Annotated in this window: 13 protein-coding genes; 4 read left to right on the top strand and 9 right to left on the bottom strand. The window is 50.3% G+C overall.

The features are described 5' to 3' along the window. Nucleotides 1-86 precede the first annotated feature (86 nt). The 5 genes from PN498_RS12460 to PN498_RS12440 form a co-directional block, all read right to left on the bottom strand. On the bottom strand, nucleotides 87-2282 hold the full coding sequence (locus PN498_RS12460; protein ID WP_272063127.1) for a PAS domain S-box protein: 2196 nt from the start codon (nucleotides 2280-2282) through the stop codon (nucleotides 87-89). Nucleotides 2283-2364: 82 nt separating this feature from the next. After that, nucleotides 2365-3183 (bottom strand): phosphodiesterase, encoded by an 819-nt coding sequence (locus PN498_RS12455; protein ID WP_272063126.1) that lies wholly within the window; start codon nucleotides 3181-3183, stop codon nucleotides 2365-2367. Nucleotides 3184-3344: 161 nt separating this feature from the next. Continuing rightward, on the bottom strand, nucleotides 3345-4280 hold the full coding sequence (gene hetR, locus PN498_RS12450; protein WP_272063125.1) for a heterocyst differentiation master regulator HetR: 936 nt from the start codon (nucleotides 4278-4280) through the stop codon (nucleotides 3345-3347). 394 nt (nucleotides 4281-4674) lie between these two features. Further along, entirely contained in the window at nucleotides 4675-5022 is a 348-nt protein-coding gene (locus PN498_RS12445) for a hypothetical protein (protein WP_272063124.1), read from the bottom strand. Nucleotides 5023-5111: 89 nt separating this feature from the next. Beyond that, a complete protein-coding gene (locus PN498_RS12440) occupies nucleotides 5112-6914 on the bottom strand; it encodes an FAD-dependent oxidoreductase (RefSeq protein WP_272063123.1) in 1803 nt (600 codons plus the stop codon). Between the two features lie 356 nt (nucleotides 6915-7270). Between PN498_RS12440 and PN498_RS12435 the strand changes: the two genes are divergently transcribed. From PN498_RS12435 to PN498_RS12425, 3 genes are all read left to right on the top strand, one after another. Further along, nucleotides 7271-7513, top strand: coding sequence for a hypothetical protein (locus PN498_RS12435; protein WP_272063122.1), 243 nt, complete (start codon nucleotides 7271-7273; stop codon nucleotides 7511-7513). Between the two features lie 1126 nt (nucleotides 7514-8639). Beyond that, the gene (locus tag PN498_RS12430; RefSeq protein WP_272063121.1) at nucleotides 8640-9812 is read left to right on the top strand and encodes a sodium-dependent bicarbonate transport family permease; all 1173 of its coding nucleotides are present in this window, start codon (nucleotides 8640-8642) and stop codon (nucleotides 9810-9812) included. A gap of 137 nt (nucleotides 9813-9949) precedes the next feature. Continuing rightward, nucleotides 9950-10282: a P-II family nitrogen regulator gene (locus PN498_RS12425; protein ID WP_272063120.1), complete on the top strand. Its 333-nt coding sequence runs from the start codon at nucleotides 9950-9952 to the stop codon at nucleotides 10280-10282. Nucleotides 10283-10492: 210 nt separating this feature from the next. On the opposite strand, the gene PN498_RS12420 is transcribed toward PN498_RS12425, so the two are convergent. The 4 genes from PN498_RS12420 to PN498_RS12405 all read right to left on the bottom strand — a co-directional run bounded on the left by PN498_RS12420 (nucleotide 10493) and on the right by PN498_RS12405 (nucleotide 13454). Then, entirely contained in the window at nucleotides 10493-11170 is a 678-nt protein-coding gene (locus tag PN498_RS12420; RefSeq protein WP_272063119.1) for a Mo-dependent nitrogenase C-terminal domain-containing protein, read from the bottom strand. A 111-nt stretch (nucleotides 11171-11281) separates the two neighbouring features. Then, complete coding sequence (locus PN498_RS12415; protein ID WP_272063118.1) at nucleotides 11282-11857, bottom strand: YdcF family protein; 576 nt, start codon at nucleotides 11855-11857, stop codon at nucleotides 11282-11284. Nucleotides 11858-12230: 373 nt separating this feature from the next. Then, nucleotides 12231-12533, bottom strand: coding sequence for a DUF7734 family protein (locus tag PN498_RS12410; protein ID WP_272063117.1), 303 nt, complete (start codon nucleotides 12531-12533; stop codon nucleotides 12231-12233). Between the two features lie 315 nt (nucleotides 12534-12848). Further along, nucleotides 12849-13454: a DUF3177 family protein gene (locus PN498_RS12405; protein WP_272063116.1), complete on the bottom strand. Its 606-nt coding sequence runs from the start codon at nucleotides 13452-13454 to the stop codon at nucleotides 12849-12851. A 170-nt stretch (nucleotides 13455-13624) separates the two neighbouring features. Here PN498_RS12405 and ttcA point away from each other — a divergent pair, with 170 nt between their 5' ends. Next, nucleotides 13625-14476, top strand: coding sequence for a tRNA 2-thiocytidine(32) synthetase TtcA (ttcA, locus tag PN498_RS12400; protein ID WP_272063115.1), 852 nt, complete (start codon nucleotides 13625-13627; stop codon nucleotides 14474-14476). Nucleotides 14477-14553: the final 77 nt, after the last annotated feature.

Here is a 14553-nt window from a genome sequence, read left to right as displayed (position 1 = left end):
AAGGCTGATTTTTCCGACGCACCGGGCATCGCTCACGTTCACCTGGAGATTCGTTATGTAACTCAGCTCTGATTGTCTAGAACCAACTAATCTACATGACGAGGTATTCGGACGGTTACGGTAGTGCCTGTTTCAGATGAGGATGAAAACTGAATTGTGCCTTCATGAGCTTCGATGATGCGACGGGTAATTGCTAGACCTAGCCCATTTCCCGTGGATTTGGTGGTGAAGAAAGGCTGCATTAGCTGCGGCAAGATATCTGGAGGAATCGGCTCACCCTCATTGTGGACCTTGGCCGTGATCCAATGGGCGTCGACAGCTAGCGAACACGTCACTGTACCGTCAGTTGGAGCAGCTTCGCAGGCATTGCTGATGAGGTTGATGAACACCTGCTTCAGCCGATCGCGATCGCCCATCACTTTACAAGGCCGCTCTAGTCCTAACGTGTGCAGCGATCGTGCTTCAGCAACAGGCTGATGACCAAACTCATCACACAACAATTGCAGAAATGGGCCGAGTTCCAACGGTTCGAGATCGAGATGTTGGTCGCGGGCATACATCAAAATCTCGTTGAGCAACCGCTGTAGCCGTTCAGATTCCTCCAGCGCGAAGGAGAGGCGCATTTTAGCCCGCTCGGGCAGGTCCATTTGCTCAAAGGAGTGCAGTCCCATAAGGACCGTCGTCAGGGGATTGCGAACCTCATGCACAATCATGGCTGCGAGTTCACCAATTTCCGCTAACCGCGCTTGGGCCTGCTCCATCTGTTTGCGGGCTGTGATATCGCGGGCGATCGCCAACAAGACCGATTTCCCCCCAATCTCAATGCGTCCTAGTCGTACTTCCACTGGGAAATGGCTGCCATCTTTGCGCTGATGAATGCCTTCACGAGTCACTGCCTGTCCTGGCGGCAGCTTCCAGTCACTGGCTAAATCATCGATAGACACCGCTTTCTGAACGTCTGGAACGGAAAGCTGTAGGAGTTCTTCGCGACTGTAGCCCAAGGTGTGGCAAGCTTCTTGATTCACATCGATAAACTGCCGGTCGGCATTAACCACAAACAGAGCATCCGTTGCCTGCTCAACTAGCGTCCTAAATCGCTGTTCACTCTCGCTCAGGGCCTCTTCCGCAGCCTTTCGTTCACTAATGTCGTTGGCGACCGATAGAATACAGGCTTCACCGTTGAGCTGAGTGATCTCAGCCGAGTAGAGAACTGTGCGGCGAGTTCCTTGGGCTGTCCGAAAGCGATACTCCTGGTTCCGCAAATAGCCTTGTAACTTGAGCCTAGTTGACATTTCAGCGCGATCGCTCGGGTCATCCCACAGACTCAAACTAGCTGCTGTTTTACCAATGACGGCTTCGCGAGCCGCGCCATAGAGGGCTAGGAAGCTATCGTTGACGTCTAGCAGTTTTCCAGTCTCCAAAACACTGAGACTCATCGGATTGGGACTAGCGTAAAAAGATTTAGAAAACTTCTCTTCTGATAGGCGCAGATCCAGTTCGGCTTGGTTGCGTTCAGCGATCGCGGCCCCTACCTGATTGACCATTTCCTCAAACGTGAGGATGACATCCCCCAATTCGTCTTGGCGTAGGGCACCGTTTCGCACCGATGCAAATGAGAGCGATCGGGCATCCTGGTTTTGCCGCAGCGTATCACCCACCCGCCTCAAATCTTGCCGCAATGCTAGCACGGAGGAGATCACCAGCCGCTCTAGCACTATCATGGTTGCCCCGGTCACAAACACGGAAATAATTAGGACTAACCCAGAAATTCGCCCAATGAAGGCATAGAACTCTCGACCCACCCAAGTTGCATCATGGCGGATGATGAGGTGATATCGACCCTCCAGCGGCGACATTTGCCAGAGAGCGTCATAGCGCTGAATTCGACGGTTGTAGAAGTAATCCTGGTTGCTATTAGCCATCACTGCCGCAGCCGTTAGCTCCGGAGCATCCCCAAACGTTCCTACAAGGGTGCCATCGGCTCGATATAACGCCCCACCCAGGATGACCTCGTTGCTCAGCAAAGATTCCAAGCTATCCATCACTTGGTCATCCGAAGCTGCTCCCAGATCTATCTTGACGCTGAGAATGCCCTCTGCTTGGGCCGCAGAAAGCGAGCGCAAATAGTTAAGCAGCTCTTGTTCACGGCGCATCACAGAGGGGACGAGGATAATCGCCTCAATCACTACAATGCTGACAAACACCCAAAACACGATGCGCCGTGACAGTCGCGCCTGCCACAAGCTAGCAAGAAATTTCGGCCAACCTCGACTGAATGGCATCGTTCACTTCTAGAAAACTCGTGGGGTTTATTGTAGTCGTGTCATCCTGCCTTATGCATATAGACCTCCTAAAAACCAGATTTTATACGTATAAAGCGATCGCCGCTTTTGTGCGATAGGAATAGGCGTCGAAATCTCCAACAAAGGCAGTATGGGTCACTAAACCCGCCTCTTCATGCCAAAGATGCAGTTGAAAGCCAGGGGGTTCCATCACAAAGGCGGATGGCTGGGTTTCAGTGAGTCGGAGTGCAACTTGATGAGCCACACTCGGGGCAACACTGCCCAGCGTCCCTGCCCAGACGGTTTGGATCGAGCGATGCAGATGACCGCAAGCAATGCGTTTCACGTTGTCATATCGAGCGATAAGGTCAGCCAGGGCAACATTACCGCGACAGCGCAGGGTATCCATCCCTATCAATCCGGTCGAGAACGGGGGATGGTGCATAAAAATGACGGTTGGCTTGTGCGGATTTTCATCCAGACGAGCTGCAAGCCACTGGAGTCGCTCGGCGTCTATATTGCCGTAGCCTTCACCATCCACCAAGGTATCTAGCACGATGATCCGGAGGGGATATTCATCCAGCACATAGTGAACGAAGCCTTCTGAAGGCATGTAGGGCAGATTGGAGAAGACATTGCGAAAGGCGGTGCGATCGTCGTGGTTACCCATTGCAAAATACAGAGGTGCCTGTAGCGGAGCTAGAATCTGCTGCAGCATTTTGTATTCGGCTTCAGTTCGTTCATCAACCAAATCCCCTGTTGCGATTACGATATCTGGCTGGGGCTTCAATCGATTTAGCTGGGCGATCGCGGCTTTCAGAAAAGAGTTGGTATCAACGATGCCGTAAGCCTTTTTCCCTTCAGGTCGTACATGCAGGTCAGAAATCTGCGCGATGATCATACCTAGGTCTCACTCTCAAGGTTGCCATCGCCAGCGTACTCGCTTGCCCAATTTTCAGACAATCATCTGCCATACCAAGCGTCTCCCCTAGGTCTATTTCTGTGCGAATGCACGACAAACGTAAGGAGAAGGTTTCTCTTTGAGGACCTTGCTGGTAAACCCTATTCAGAGATTTCGGACTCCTGCAAACCGACTGCCATCTGGAGCACCATTGGACGACCGCCTGTTTCGTGATACTTGTCGGCCCAGGCTCGGATCGTGTCGTCTAGCTCTGTAATCGCATCTGCTAGTTTGTCGGCAGGAATGTCTAGTTCTTCTAAAATGCGAACGGTTTTGCCCTGACGTTCGGCCCACTCTCGCATCATGCGGAAATAGCGAGCGGTATCTTCCAGCATGATGAACGTCCGCTCTTCCTGATCTTGCGGTGAATAGGACGGACGCATCAGAGCATAGAACGGCATTCCCCAAGGAGAGTCGATGCGACTAACGGTGCCGGAATAGATGAGTCGGCGCCGGATATGTTCGGCTAGTGCTTCGCTAAGTTGACTGCGGCGATCTTCTGGGAAATCTTCTTGCGATCGCTCATGCAGAAATTCAATCAACTCCATAAATTGAAAGGCATTGATCAGCTGAGCATCTGGAATTTTTGTTGTCAGCTTCTTCTCAATAACCCGCTTTTCTTCTGACGTGAGACTGGTGCCCGAAATCCGAGATGACCCTTGCTGCCAGGGATACTGCTCCAGCCACACATAGGGAAACTGAATCAGATATCGGGGTTCTTGTGACCCTAACAGCTTCAAAAGTCGTCCCTCTGTCAGCGCCTCTTGCAGCTCACCGACAATGGCCTTAACTCGCTTCGGTTCAATATGGTGCAGATGACCTGTCATACGCAAGTTTTCGCCTTGCTCCAGATAAGTCATATAGATCGCACATTTGGCTGCAGTCGCCGCAGCATCGAGAAATGCTCCGTGCCGATGCCCCCCAGTTCGCATGGCACTGAAGGCTAGGTACAACAAAATTTGGTCAATCGCACTGGGACTGAGCTGGCGAACTAAATCCATATCGTTGTTTACGGCAGAATACGATGCATTAAACATAACGCGAAACCCAATACCACCAGTAGGTTTAACTAAAAGACAACTCTTACAGGCAAAGGCCAGCAGTTGCTTATGGCTAAACAGCTTGAGAAAAGTTCTAAGCCCTTGAAAGATGGAGGTATCAGAAAGCCTAATTGTAGAATCGCTAACGATGCTACTATCCCTAAGGTATTTTGGCGACTCTTCTTAGAATTTCAATGCTTTCTGATGCTGCTGGAGGAAAATGACGTTTTTTATAAGTGTCTTCTGAAAACAAACCGAAGGGTCTTCGTCGGACATTAAACGTTGCTCTCAGCAATCCAACTCGCTAGTCAAGAACTCATCTGATCATTCCGTCGGCTATGTAGGTAGCCTGATAGGTCAAAACGGGCGTTGAACAAGCTGTGAAGCTGTTTTAAGCAAAATCGACATCGAGATGTGTAGGAGAAATTCGACCGCTTCCCCGATAAGAGATTGTGTCCATGTCAACGACGTGAATACGCACTCTCCCGCTACCCCGATGAGAAAGAGCCGGATCGTCCTGCTCTTTGGCACGTCCCGTTCCTCGATAGGTCGGTAGGGTATCAAAAGTCTCTTGCGGTGCCTGAGTTACCAGACGTCCGCTGCCTCTGTGACTTGTCTCACTTCCTTCGGAGTGTTCGCTAACGTATTCTGAACTACTAAAAGATGCCCCTGTTGCGCTGAGATATCCCAGGATGCTGATCGTCAAAAAGTATTTAGCAAAACCTTGTATGTAAACCATTGTGTTAGAGACCCCTCTATGGTGCTTCTATCTCCTGTTTCAGAGAGGTCAATTGATATTCAGGAAAGTTAAGTGCGTAAAACTTCTGATTATCGTGAACTAGTGCTGATCTCAACTGCCTGAATCCACCCAGCCGACCAGTTAGGGTACCCTCGCAACGTAATCATCTGGTTGGTTTCAAGTTTTTTTAAGCTGCCATGAACTTTTGGATGGAGCGTCACGATAGACAGAGCCCGGACATCAGATAGTCGCAGCTGAGCTTGCCAGGTCTCTCCCATTTGAGTGAATTGAAGCAAACCTTGAAATTCAGGGGCCTCAGCAGTGGAGATGCTTGAATGATCGGGAGGGGAATTTTTTTCGCTAACCTGTCCCGTTTTGGGATAGTCCCATGGGTGAGTTTGATAGTGCTGCTGTCGCGATCGCCACGCCTCATCTTGGGGCAGATTATCCAGCAGAGGCACTACAGTAGCGGGTGCAGTTGGTTCGTTCAACAGCGCGGCTTGTAGTGTTCCAACCGGCAAATCGCGTGGCTCATAGCCTATTTCTAGGCACAATGCTGCCGCCATACCTGCGGCCTGCCCAATGTTGAGCACGACAGGCTGAAGCCGAGTGGCGCCATTGGCAATGTGCGAAACTGAAATGCCTTTGTCACAAGCTAGCAGTCCGTCCACCTCAGCGGGAATCAACGCTTCATAAGGAATTGCAAACGGCGTTCCCATCCAGCGACCGCCCCAGTGGACGGACTTAGCAGCCAGCGGCATTTTGAAGCCAGGATAGTGGTGATCATTGGGATAGTTGCCGATCGCGATCGCACTCATCACTCCCTGCTCGTTGATGGGCAACGCTGCCGCTAAACCACCGAGCACCGGCAAAATATCCAATTCTGTCAGCGTTGTTAAACCAACCAATCGTCGGCTTTCTCGGTAGTAGGGCATCAGGGCAAAGGCCCCGCCACCTAGCTGATCCTGCACTTTGGGAAACGCATCCGTTGCCAACTCATAATGCTGTCCCAGTTGGGACTGAATGAAGTGAGCAAAGTTTTGGCTATGGGCGATCGCCTCTTCGGCCCATTCCCGCCATGCCGTTTCTCCTTGAATCAATCGCGCCAGCCCAACACCATAATCATTGCCGCGCTGAGGCCAGTTGATCATGAACTGCCGGTTGGGCAGCTTGCCATAGGTCAAAAATCGTTCGCTACCATAGCCCTGCCAAGCCTCCTGAAACACGCTGGCGTCATAGTTGGGACTGTGCGGAATGGGGGGACTACCGTCCTGATTGTTTCTTAGAATGACGATCCAAGTGGGAGCTTGCACCGGATAAGACTGCACGGTGGCATGCAGCGGATCGTTCGGATCGTCCAAAGAGACTGGAGCACTGGGTTCCTCAAACTGGCTTTGAGTCTCCCATCCCCAACGATAGGGAACGTCACCCAAGGCCAGCAGGTCGCCTAATTCGGTTCCATCTAGAGTGATTTTCGCGTGAACCGTAAGGTCATCAAACCGGACACCTGAAATGCGATCGCCCTCCCGCACAACGGCTTTGGGCACCTTGCCACAAATCCATTGCAAATTAGGCAGCGCCTCGACCCAATCGTGGAAGATAGCAGCACCCACCTTCGGTTCATAGGTGAAGAAGCTGACCCAAGCATTATCTAATCCTCCCAGCTGCCGCTGCCGGAGCGCACTTAAAAAGGCGCCCCAGAGGCCTGTTTGAAAGGCTAACAACTCATTGCCGTCGGGCGCCGCTACGCCTGCTGCGGTCAACATTCCTCCTAACCAAGGAAATTCACTGATTAAGATGGTTTTTGCACCACGCCGTGCTGCCTGAATGGCTGCTGCGGTTCCCCCAGTTCCCCCTCCAACAACCAGCACATCAGCCGTTAGCATTATCATTTTTTTGGAACGTCCTTCTACTTGACGGGGATTCAACAATAGAACAAAAAGTCTTGTAGCGATAATGTTGACTTATCGAACGATTTCAATAATTCAAAGGTCCTCGGGGCTGATTTTTACGGCTTGGGGGGTAGGTGGCTGACCAAAAAGAGATATAAATTTAAGAATATGAAACTTGGGAGATCCATAGATTCTAATCTGGGTGAGGCGATATCACTGATGATTGGAATCCATGAATCCGCCGCAGTAGTAACGCACTGCATTGCAAGTGAATAAACCTCACAGGTGTTTCCGTAAGTTGCAGGTCTGAACCTCTAAGCGATATTCGACAACTACACAAGCATGGAACGGAAACTATGAATAAGTTCGAGCCTAAGCAGTCTCAGCCGAAAACCGATAAAGACGAAGGCTGGATTGTCCAGGTCTATGGCAGTAACCGTCGCCTACTCTGCGTTTTAGAACCGTCACACGGATGGATGTTTGTGATGGGTGTAGGTGTGGGTCTACTTCTAGCCATTTTTTGGATCAACATATCCCGCTACAGTCCACCTGTCGAGCCGACACCTCCTGGCGAAGCGCCTAAACTTCAAGTTGATTGACAAAGCCCGATAGTGACTATCGCTACCCTCTGATTTCACATCGTGAGGGGTTAATTCTTGCTATCAACTTCAGCGCTTCGCCGTTGCTTCGAATGGTACGAGGTGGTGTTGTGTTTAAGGGGCAAGAACAAACAAACGATCTATGACATGACTGGACAGTGCGATCGCAAATATTCAGTCTTCCACAAATTAAGTTGAATGAGTTGTGGCAAATTCTCTATTGCTATAACCGGATTTATAGCTTTAGCCATCTAGGTCGCCGTTTAGGTCTATGTACCCGATGGCATCTAGTGCTTAGCCCGGAGCCAGATGGCTTGCGGCCTTGTTCTAACGAAACTGGTAATGGCCCTAACCGGAGGGAACGTGACTGTAAATTGGGTCCCGTTAGTCTGCGATTGAAGATGGATTGAAGTAAACCGCAACTCAAAGTTTCGCCAAAATTCTTTGAGATTTCTGACTTATGGGGGTAGTTAATACCGGCCATAAGTGCAAATTCACATCAAGTAAAAATATGGCCACCTCGCTAAGATAAAAGAAAAACTTATCTTGTGGATAGATTAATCTATTAACAACTCATAGAAAACGACGGATTTTCACCTTCTTTTCAGGATAGACTTATACGCATAGAGATTCAGAAATCAATAGATCTGAATCTATGAAAGGCGATTTGAATCGCGGTCGCCTTTTGTTCGTTTAGAGGAAGACGGCCACCTCTAAACACCCTATCGATAGGAACTCGCGTTACACCTGTTGACCTTATAGGGGTGAAGCGCTTCACCTCTGTTTTCTTAGTTCACTTACCACCATTCACTTGTTAAATCCCTGCTGGAAATTAAAGGAGGTAACCCATCGCACATTGATCTCGCATATCTCGCTGGAATGCCTGCACATCGCAGGGGCTTCCACACTTGGCTCTATCTGGGTCTCTGGTTGGCCATGCTTCCCTCAGTCCTCACCTGGTTTGCGGCTTTGGGTAAGTGCAATGGTGTTTGACCTGAATCGTTCTAGCTTTTTTTAACCGCTCGGTGCAGGGTGCTTCCGGTTGTCCGGTTTTAACATACGCCGATATCACCGCTTGTCTACCGTTCTGACCCCTTAAGGGTTGAATTCAAGGAGGAATTACAATATGGATTTTTTGTCCGAATTCTTTACGCTCTTTATAGGAAAGTTGCAGTCCCCAACGCTCGGCTTTCTGATCGGCGGTATGGTCATTGCTGCCCTTAATAGCAAGCTGACTATTCCTGATTCGATCTACAAGTTCATTGTCTTTATGCTGCTCATCAAGGTTGGTCTGAGCGGCGGCGTTGCTATCCGCAACGCCAATCTGGCAGAGATGCTGCTGCCCGCAGTGTTCGCTGTGATTATCGGCATCCTGGTTGTGTTCATCGCGCGCTACACGTTGGCCCAAATGCCAGGCGTCAAAACTGTAGATGCCATTGCGACCGGAGGCTTGTTCGGTGCCGTGAGTGGCTCTACTCTCGCAGCCGGCATCACCCTGCTGGAATCGGAAGGCATGCAGTACGAACCCTGGTCTGCTGCTCTCTATCCTTTCATGGATATTCCAGCACTGGTGACCGCGATCGTCTTGGCTAGCATTTACGCTGGCAAGCAGAAGCGCGACAAATATATCAAAAACGAGGAGTACCTCAGGAAGGAAGAATATAGCGGCATGCAGCCTGTTGCCGCAGGTGGATACTCTAATGTCGCTCCACGTAGTGCGTCAGGTGGACATGGCGAATCTGGCGGTGCTGGAAGCGGAGCTTCTACTCCATCGAGCGGTGCTTCAAGTGGCAGAGTTAAGATCTGGCCTATCGTCAAAGAAAGTCTTCAGGGATCTGCTCTTTCAGCTCTATTACTCGGTTTGGCATTAGGGATTCTAACTCAACCTGAGCGAGTCTATGAGGGCTTCTTCGATCCCCCATTTCGCGGCCTGCTTTCAATTCTAATGCTGGTGATGGGTATGGAAGCTTGGTCAAGACTGGGCGAATTGCGCAAGGTCGGTCAGTGGTATATTCTATACTCCGTGTTAGCGCCGCTGCTCCATGGGTTCATTGGCTTCGGTCTAGGCTACATTGCTCACATCACCACGGGATTCAGCCCTGGCGGCGTCGTACTGTTGTCTGTCATCGCTGCTTCTAGCTCAGACATCTCCGGGCCACCCACGTTACGTGCCGGTATTCCTAAAGCTAATCCCTCTGCCTACATCGGCTCGTCTACAGCTGTTGGTACCCCGATCGCCCTAGCTGTTTGTATCCCATTCTTTATTGGGCTTGCCCAAGCAACGATGGGTGGGGGTTGACTCAGGCAGGCCGTGGTCTGCCGGTGCCCTGACCCGGCGACCAACGCGGCGGCTAGATCGGCTGCATCATATTTGGTCATGCCGTTTTCCTGAGTTTTTATCTGTTCAACGAATACACGTGTTAAGAGGTAACCAATATGGCTAAGCCAGCCAGCAAGCTTGTTATCATTACGGAAAAGTTGCTGCTGAAAAAGATTGCTGACATCATCGACCAAGCCGGAGCGACTGGTTATACGGTGTTAGAAACTGGCGGTAAAGGCAGTCGCAACGTGCGCTCGTCGGGACAACCTAGCGTTTCCGACACCCAGGCAAACATCAAGTTCGAAGTGCTCACTGAAAATCGGGATATGGCTCTGAAGATTTCGGACAGAATCGCACTGGAGTTTTTCGACGATTATTCGGGCATTGCCTACATCTGTGACGCGGAGGTTCTGTATGCGCACAAATTCTGTGGACCAGACGGCTGTTGAATTGAAATACGGCCATTAAAAAGCCGGGGGCATGCCCCCGGCTTTTTAATGGCCAGGAAGGATTAAGCCCTCTGTTGACAAAGGGGCATATAGAAACTCAGTTCCTGAAAGCTTTTGTGGACTATGACTGCATCAGCGATACTGCCCTGCCGAGAGACAATGAAGTCTGAGACAGCGAAATTTCAGTCTTGGCTTGTAGGCATTGCCAACCTAAATGTAAGGCGTGACGTCTTCGCCACAATCGTCTGCTAAGTAAGACAAGGCCCGAAAACGCAGCCCGACCAGTTGATCATACAGAGGATTCAATTTACACATAGCCGGGATATGAACGATCTTGCGCTTAAAGAGGGTGACGTCTCGCTCGAAAGGACATTGAGCAGGGACCAGCTTACAAATGAAGCGGGCAAGGCGTGGATCCTTTACGTCTAGCTGATCCAGCCATTCTCTAGCAGGCTTGAGGGGCTCTATCGGGTGGTCTTCGGATAGCTCACCGTCAGAAACGCCGGCGTTGCGATCGTAAACGGTGGCTCGAAAAGCCTCTAGGATCTGATCCTCAAGATTAAGTGCTGAGCAGAATCCCTGTAGCTTTTGGTCTTCTTCAGTGGAATAGACCCCATCGGCAAGTGCGACCATTACTGCCATTCTCAAAAAGTCCTCAGCTGCCTCTGGTTGAGTGCCCAGGACCTGCCCAATTTCTTCTGGGGAAACTGGTTCTAATGCATCAAAAAAACTAAGGTTAGGCGCAAACTCTTCATGAGTCATCGCCGTAATTAGGCTTTTCTCTTCTTCGTCAAAATGCCCATCGGCCCAAGCGATGGTAAGTAAACCCCTCAGCCAGATCTTGATCTGTTCAGGCGTATACGGAGACTCGATCGTAGAAGATGCCATAAGACAATATCAGCTGAACAGCAATACATCCTTTGAATGCGACTTAATTGTATCTTCCTCATCCGTTGAACGTGGAAAATTAACTGATCGATCACAATTCGGGCGATTGCATCAACGTTTGCTCAACATTTCTCGCCAAGAGGAACCCGTTTGTCCTGTGAATACCCAAAACACGGCCCTTGCGCCATCCCGAATCCCCCGCACCAATGGCTCAGACTGACTTTCTCCAGAAGGAACCGATATCGGCTGAAAGGCAATGTCATGACGGCCTAAAACAATTTGAGCAATGATGGCGGCTCGACGCATGTGATAGTCCGAGGTGACGAGATACACGCTCTCAACGCCGTCCTGCTTAAGGTCTTCTACGACAGTCGTGAAGTTGGTAACGGTATCCACCGCGCGATAGTCGAGATGGACTCGGTTAGAGGCAATATCTGCTTCTTGAAACAGCCATTGAGCGTACTCAGGGTTAGTTCCAGAGGAGACCCACACTTCTAGATCGGGATGTTGTCTAGCAAAATCAGCCGCGAAATGTTCTCGTTCCGCCGCTCCGCCCAGCACCAAAATAGCCTGCGGTTCCCGCAATTTGGCTTTAACTTGGCTTTGTCCAACCCAGGCAAAAGGAATAATCAATAGCATTAGCCATGTTTGCCAAGACCGCTTGGACTGCCGTTGCCTTCTCCCCATCGACGTACCTTACTAACACCAAACTACAAGTGGGGCTATTTTGAGCCAATGCAAGCATCACTCTGATACCTGGCCTAGGACTCCAATACCCTACAGCCTTGTCCTATTAGGACAATAGACGAGTGCATCCGACCTTTGTAGCCCTCACCCTAAATCCCCTCCCGGGATTGGGAAAGGGACTTTCTCCGGCTCCCCTTCTTTCAAAGTTGGGAGAAGGGGCTGGGGGATGAGGACAAAATTGCAAAACTGGGAAGCACCCCAATAGACTGCTATAAAATACCCAAAAAGCGATGCTACTCAGGTTACTTTAGAATAACGTTTTAGCTCTCTAGCACAGCCAAATCTCAAGAAACTCTGCGGTACTCCACATTGCTTAAAGTCCCATCTGTGCAAGGCGATCGCTAAACGCTTCCCAATCGATATTTTGCTCAAGATATTGAGGATTATCTGGAGTGTAGGGTCCTTGCAGCCGATCAATCGATTCGATTACAGCTTCTGCCGGCAAAACAGGGATTTCCGGGTCAGGTGCTGTGGGATTGACCAGAGAACTTGAAAAGCCCCGAAAAACTACAACGTAATCTTCATCATCATCCACACGAGCAGTTACCAGTAAAACTTCTTGGGGAACACGAAAAGTATATTGCTCCAGGCGGGCAATGGGCGGTTGATCAGTCATGCAGCTTGCTCCCTAGTCACGGTCATCTAAACAGGTTGTGGCTATTTTAGAGACTTCTGGACCGATTAGGAGGTATCAAAAGTAGGACAGTATCCCGTACTGCATTAAAGTACCGCCGATGCCAAAAACAAGGGTTTTACAGGCCATTGCGGCAGCATAGATATAGCTTTGGCCATTTAGACTTGTGCACTCAATGGCATCGAGTTTTAAGCGAATAGGCAGATGGCTCACTGTCTTGTCCTAACGGAACTGGCAACGGTCACAACACTAAAGGCGATGCTTTGCTCTTATGCTGCTACGCGGCTTAGTTCATGGCTAGTTCATAGCGGAGCGACCCTGCCGTCCCAGACGAACAAACACGAAGTATCCTAGTGCCAGCAAATAAACAATCAGCCCAACGACGCCGAAGAAAGCCAGAAAACTGTGGGTATAGCCGCCGTGCAGAATTTCCTTATATAGCAAGGGCGGTTTCAACCAAACTTGGCAGGCTTCTCCTGCAAACCTTGCCCTCGAAAATGCACAGGGTAAAAAGAACGCTATAAGAACTGCCCCTGCCGCGCTGTAAACAGTCACAGCCCAGCGCCATGCCACAAAGACGAACCGCAAAGGCGAATTAGGCTGTTCTTGAATTTCTTCGTTCAGATCCTCCCAGAACCAAAGACTGACCGGAATCAACACCCGTGCCATTAACCCTGAAATGAAGCTAAACGTCAGACCTCCAATCATCAAATACACGGTAATCATCAGTAGGCTGGCAACTCTCCAGTAAATTGTCAGCAACATCTGAATGCCCGGTGATTTTGTTACAAATGCCCATACCGTTAAAACCAGCGGCACAAGGACAGTAAACAGAACAGCTAACCGATAATCTGCCCACACAAATTTTTCCAGCGTCCACACGTTGGCTAGTTCAGTAGTCATGGCAGAGAAAAAACTTGGCATGGTTGTAGAAGAAGAGAGGCCCTAATTAGGGTATCACTTGCGTTTGTGGAAACGGCATAAGCCAAGGGCAGCGATGGCAGATAATTTGCCGTCACAAAATCCAGTCATTCGTTTCATAGAATAGGGTGTGTCCTTCTATCCAAGCACCCATGACTGCTGCTGTTCCTCCGACGTCTAAAACCTTCAAAAAATTACAGGCCGGGTTGCGATCGCGAGTCGGAAAAGCCATTCACGACTACAGCATGATCCAGGCAGGGGACAAGATTATGGTGTGTCTTTCGGGGGGAAAAGATTCCTACACCCTGCTAGACATGCTAATGAGCCTTCAACGAAATGCCCCGGTTCACTTTGAACTATTGGCCGTCAACTTGGACCAAAAACAGCCCGATTTTCCAGCTCATGTGTTGCCCGATTATTTGACGGCTCTCGGCGTCCCCTTTCGCATTGTGGAGCAGGACACCTACAGCGTAGTGAAGCGCGTCATTCCAGACGGAAAAACGATGTGTGGACTCTGTTCCAGACTGAGGCGAGGCGTGCTGTATCGAGTTGCCTCGGAAGAAGGGGTGACAAAGATTGCTCTCGGCCATCATCGCGACGACATTGTAGAAACCTTCTTTTTGAATATGTTTCACGGTGGGCGCATGAAGGCAATGCCGCCCAAGCTATTGACGGACGATCGCAGCCATATCGTCATTCGTCCCTTGGCCTACTGCCCAGAAAAAGAGATTGCCCGCTATGCCCGGCAGCGTCAGTTTCCCATCATTCCCTGCAATCTCTGTGGTTCTCAGGAAAAATTACAGCGAGTGCAGATTAAGCAGATGCTGACCCAGTGGGAGCGGGACTCTCCAGGACGCACAGACTCTATTTTTCGCAGCTTACAAACCGTTTCTGCCTCTCACCTCGCCGACGTGAATTTGTTTGATTTCACAGCATTGGAGGATCAACGGGCGATCGCTCAGGTTTTAGAAATGGATGAAGGCGATCGTTCTCCAATCGCATAAAACAGAATATTCAGGGCTACACGGCAGATGACATGGGAGGGGGGGGGGGGGGGGGGGGGGGGGGGGGGGGGGGGGGG

Origin of the sequence: Oscillatoria sp. CS-180 (assembly GCF_028330965.1) — a bacterium.
Taxonomy (GTDB): Bacteria; Cyanobacteriota; Cyanobacteriia; order Phormidesmidales; family Phormidesmidaceae; genus Halomicronema.
The sequence above is the reverse complement of the archived record's forward strand: the minus strand, read 5'-3'. Positions and strand labels throughout refer to the sequence as shown.

Coding starts and splice junctions, on each gene's coding strand:
- PN498_RS12405 (WP_272063116.1), bottom strand. CDS start 13,454: ATGACTACTGAACTAGCCAACGTGTGGACGCTGGAAAAATTTGTGTGG.
- hetR (WP_272063125.1), bottom strand. CDS start 4,280: ATGTTTAATGCATCGTATTCTGCCGTAAACAACGATATGGATTTAGTT.
- PN498_RS12420 (WP_272063119.1), bottom strand. CDS start 11,170: ATGGCATCTTCTACGATCGAGTCTCCGTATACGCCTGAACAGATCAAG.
- PN498_RS12440 (WP_272063123.1), bottom strand. CDS start 6,914: ATGATAATGCTAACGGCTGATGTGCTGGTTGTTGGAGGGGGAACTGGG.
- PN498_RS12455 (WP_272063126.1), bottom strand. CDS start 3,183: ATGATCATCGCGCAGATTTCTGACCTGCATGTACGACCTGAAGGGAAA.
- ttcA (WP_272063115.1), top strand. CDS start 13,625: ATGACTGCTGCTGTTCCTCCGACGTCTAAAACCTTCAAAAAATTACAG.
- PN498_RS12425 (WP_272063120.1), top strand. CDS start 9,950: ATGGCTAAGCCAGCCAGCAAGCTTGTTATCATTACGGAAAAGTTGCTG.
- PN498_RS12435 (WP_272063122.1), top strand. CDS start 7,271: ATGAATAAGTTCGAGCCTAAGCAGTCTCAGCCGAAAACCGATAAAGAC.
- PN498_RS12445 (WP_272063124.1), bottom strand. CDS start 5,022: ATGGTTTACATACAAGGTTTTGCTAAATACTTTTTGACGATCAGCATC.
- PN498_RS12410 (WP_272063117.1), bottom strand. CDS start 12,533: ATGACTGATCAACCGCCCATTGCCCGCCTGGAGCAATATACTTTTCGT.
- PN498_RS12460 (WP_272063127.1), bottom strand. CDS start 2,282: ATGCCATTCAGTCGAGGTTGGCCGAAATTTCTTGCTAGCTTGTGGCAG.
- PN498_RS12415 (WP_272063118.1), bottom strand. CDS start 11,857: ATGGGGAGAAGGCAACGGCAGTCCAAGCGGTCTTGGCAAACATGGCTA.
- PN498_RS12430 (WP_272063121.1), top strand. CDS start 8,640: ATGGATTTTTTGTCCGAATTCTTTACGCTCTTTATAGGAAAGTTGCAG.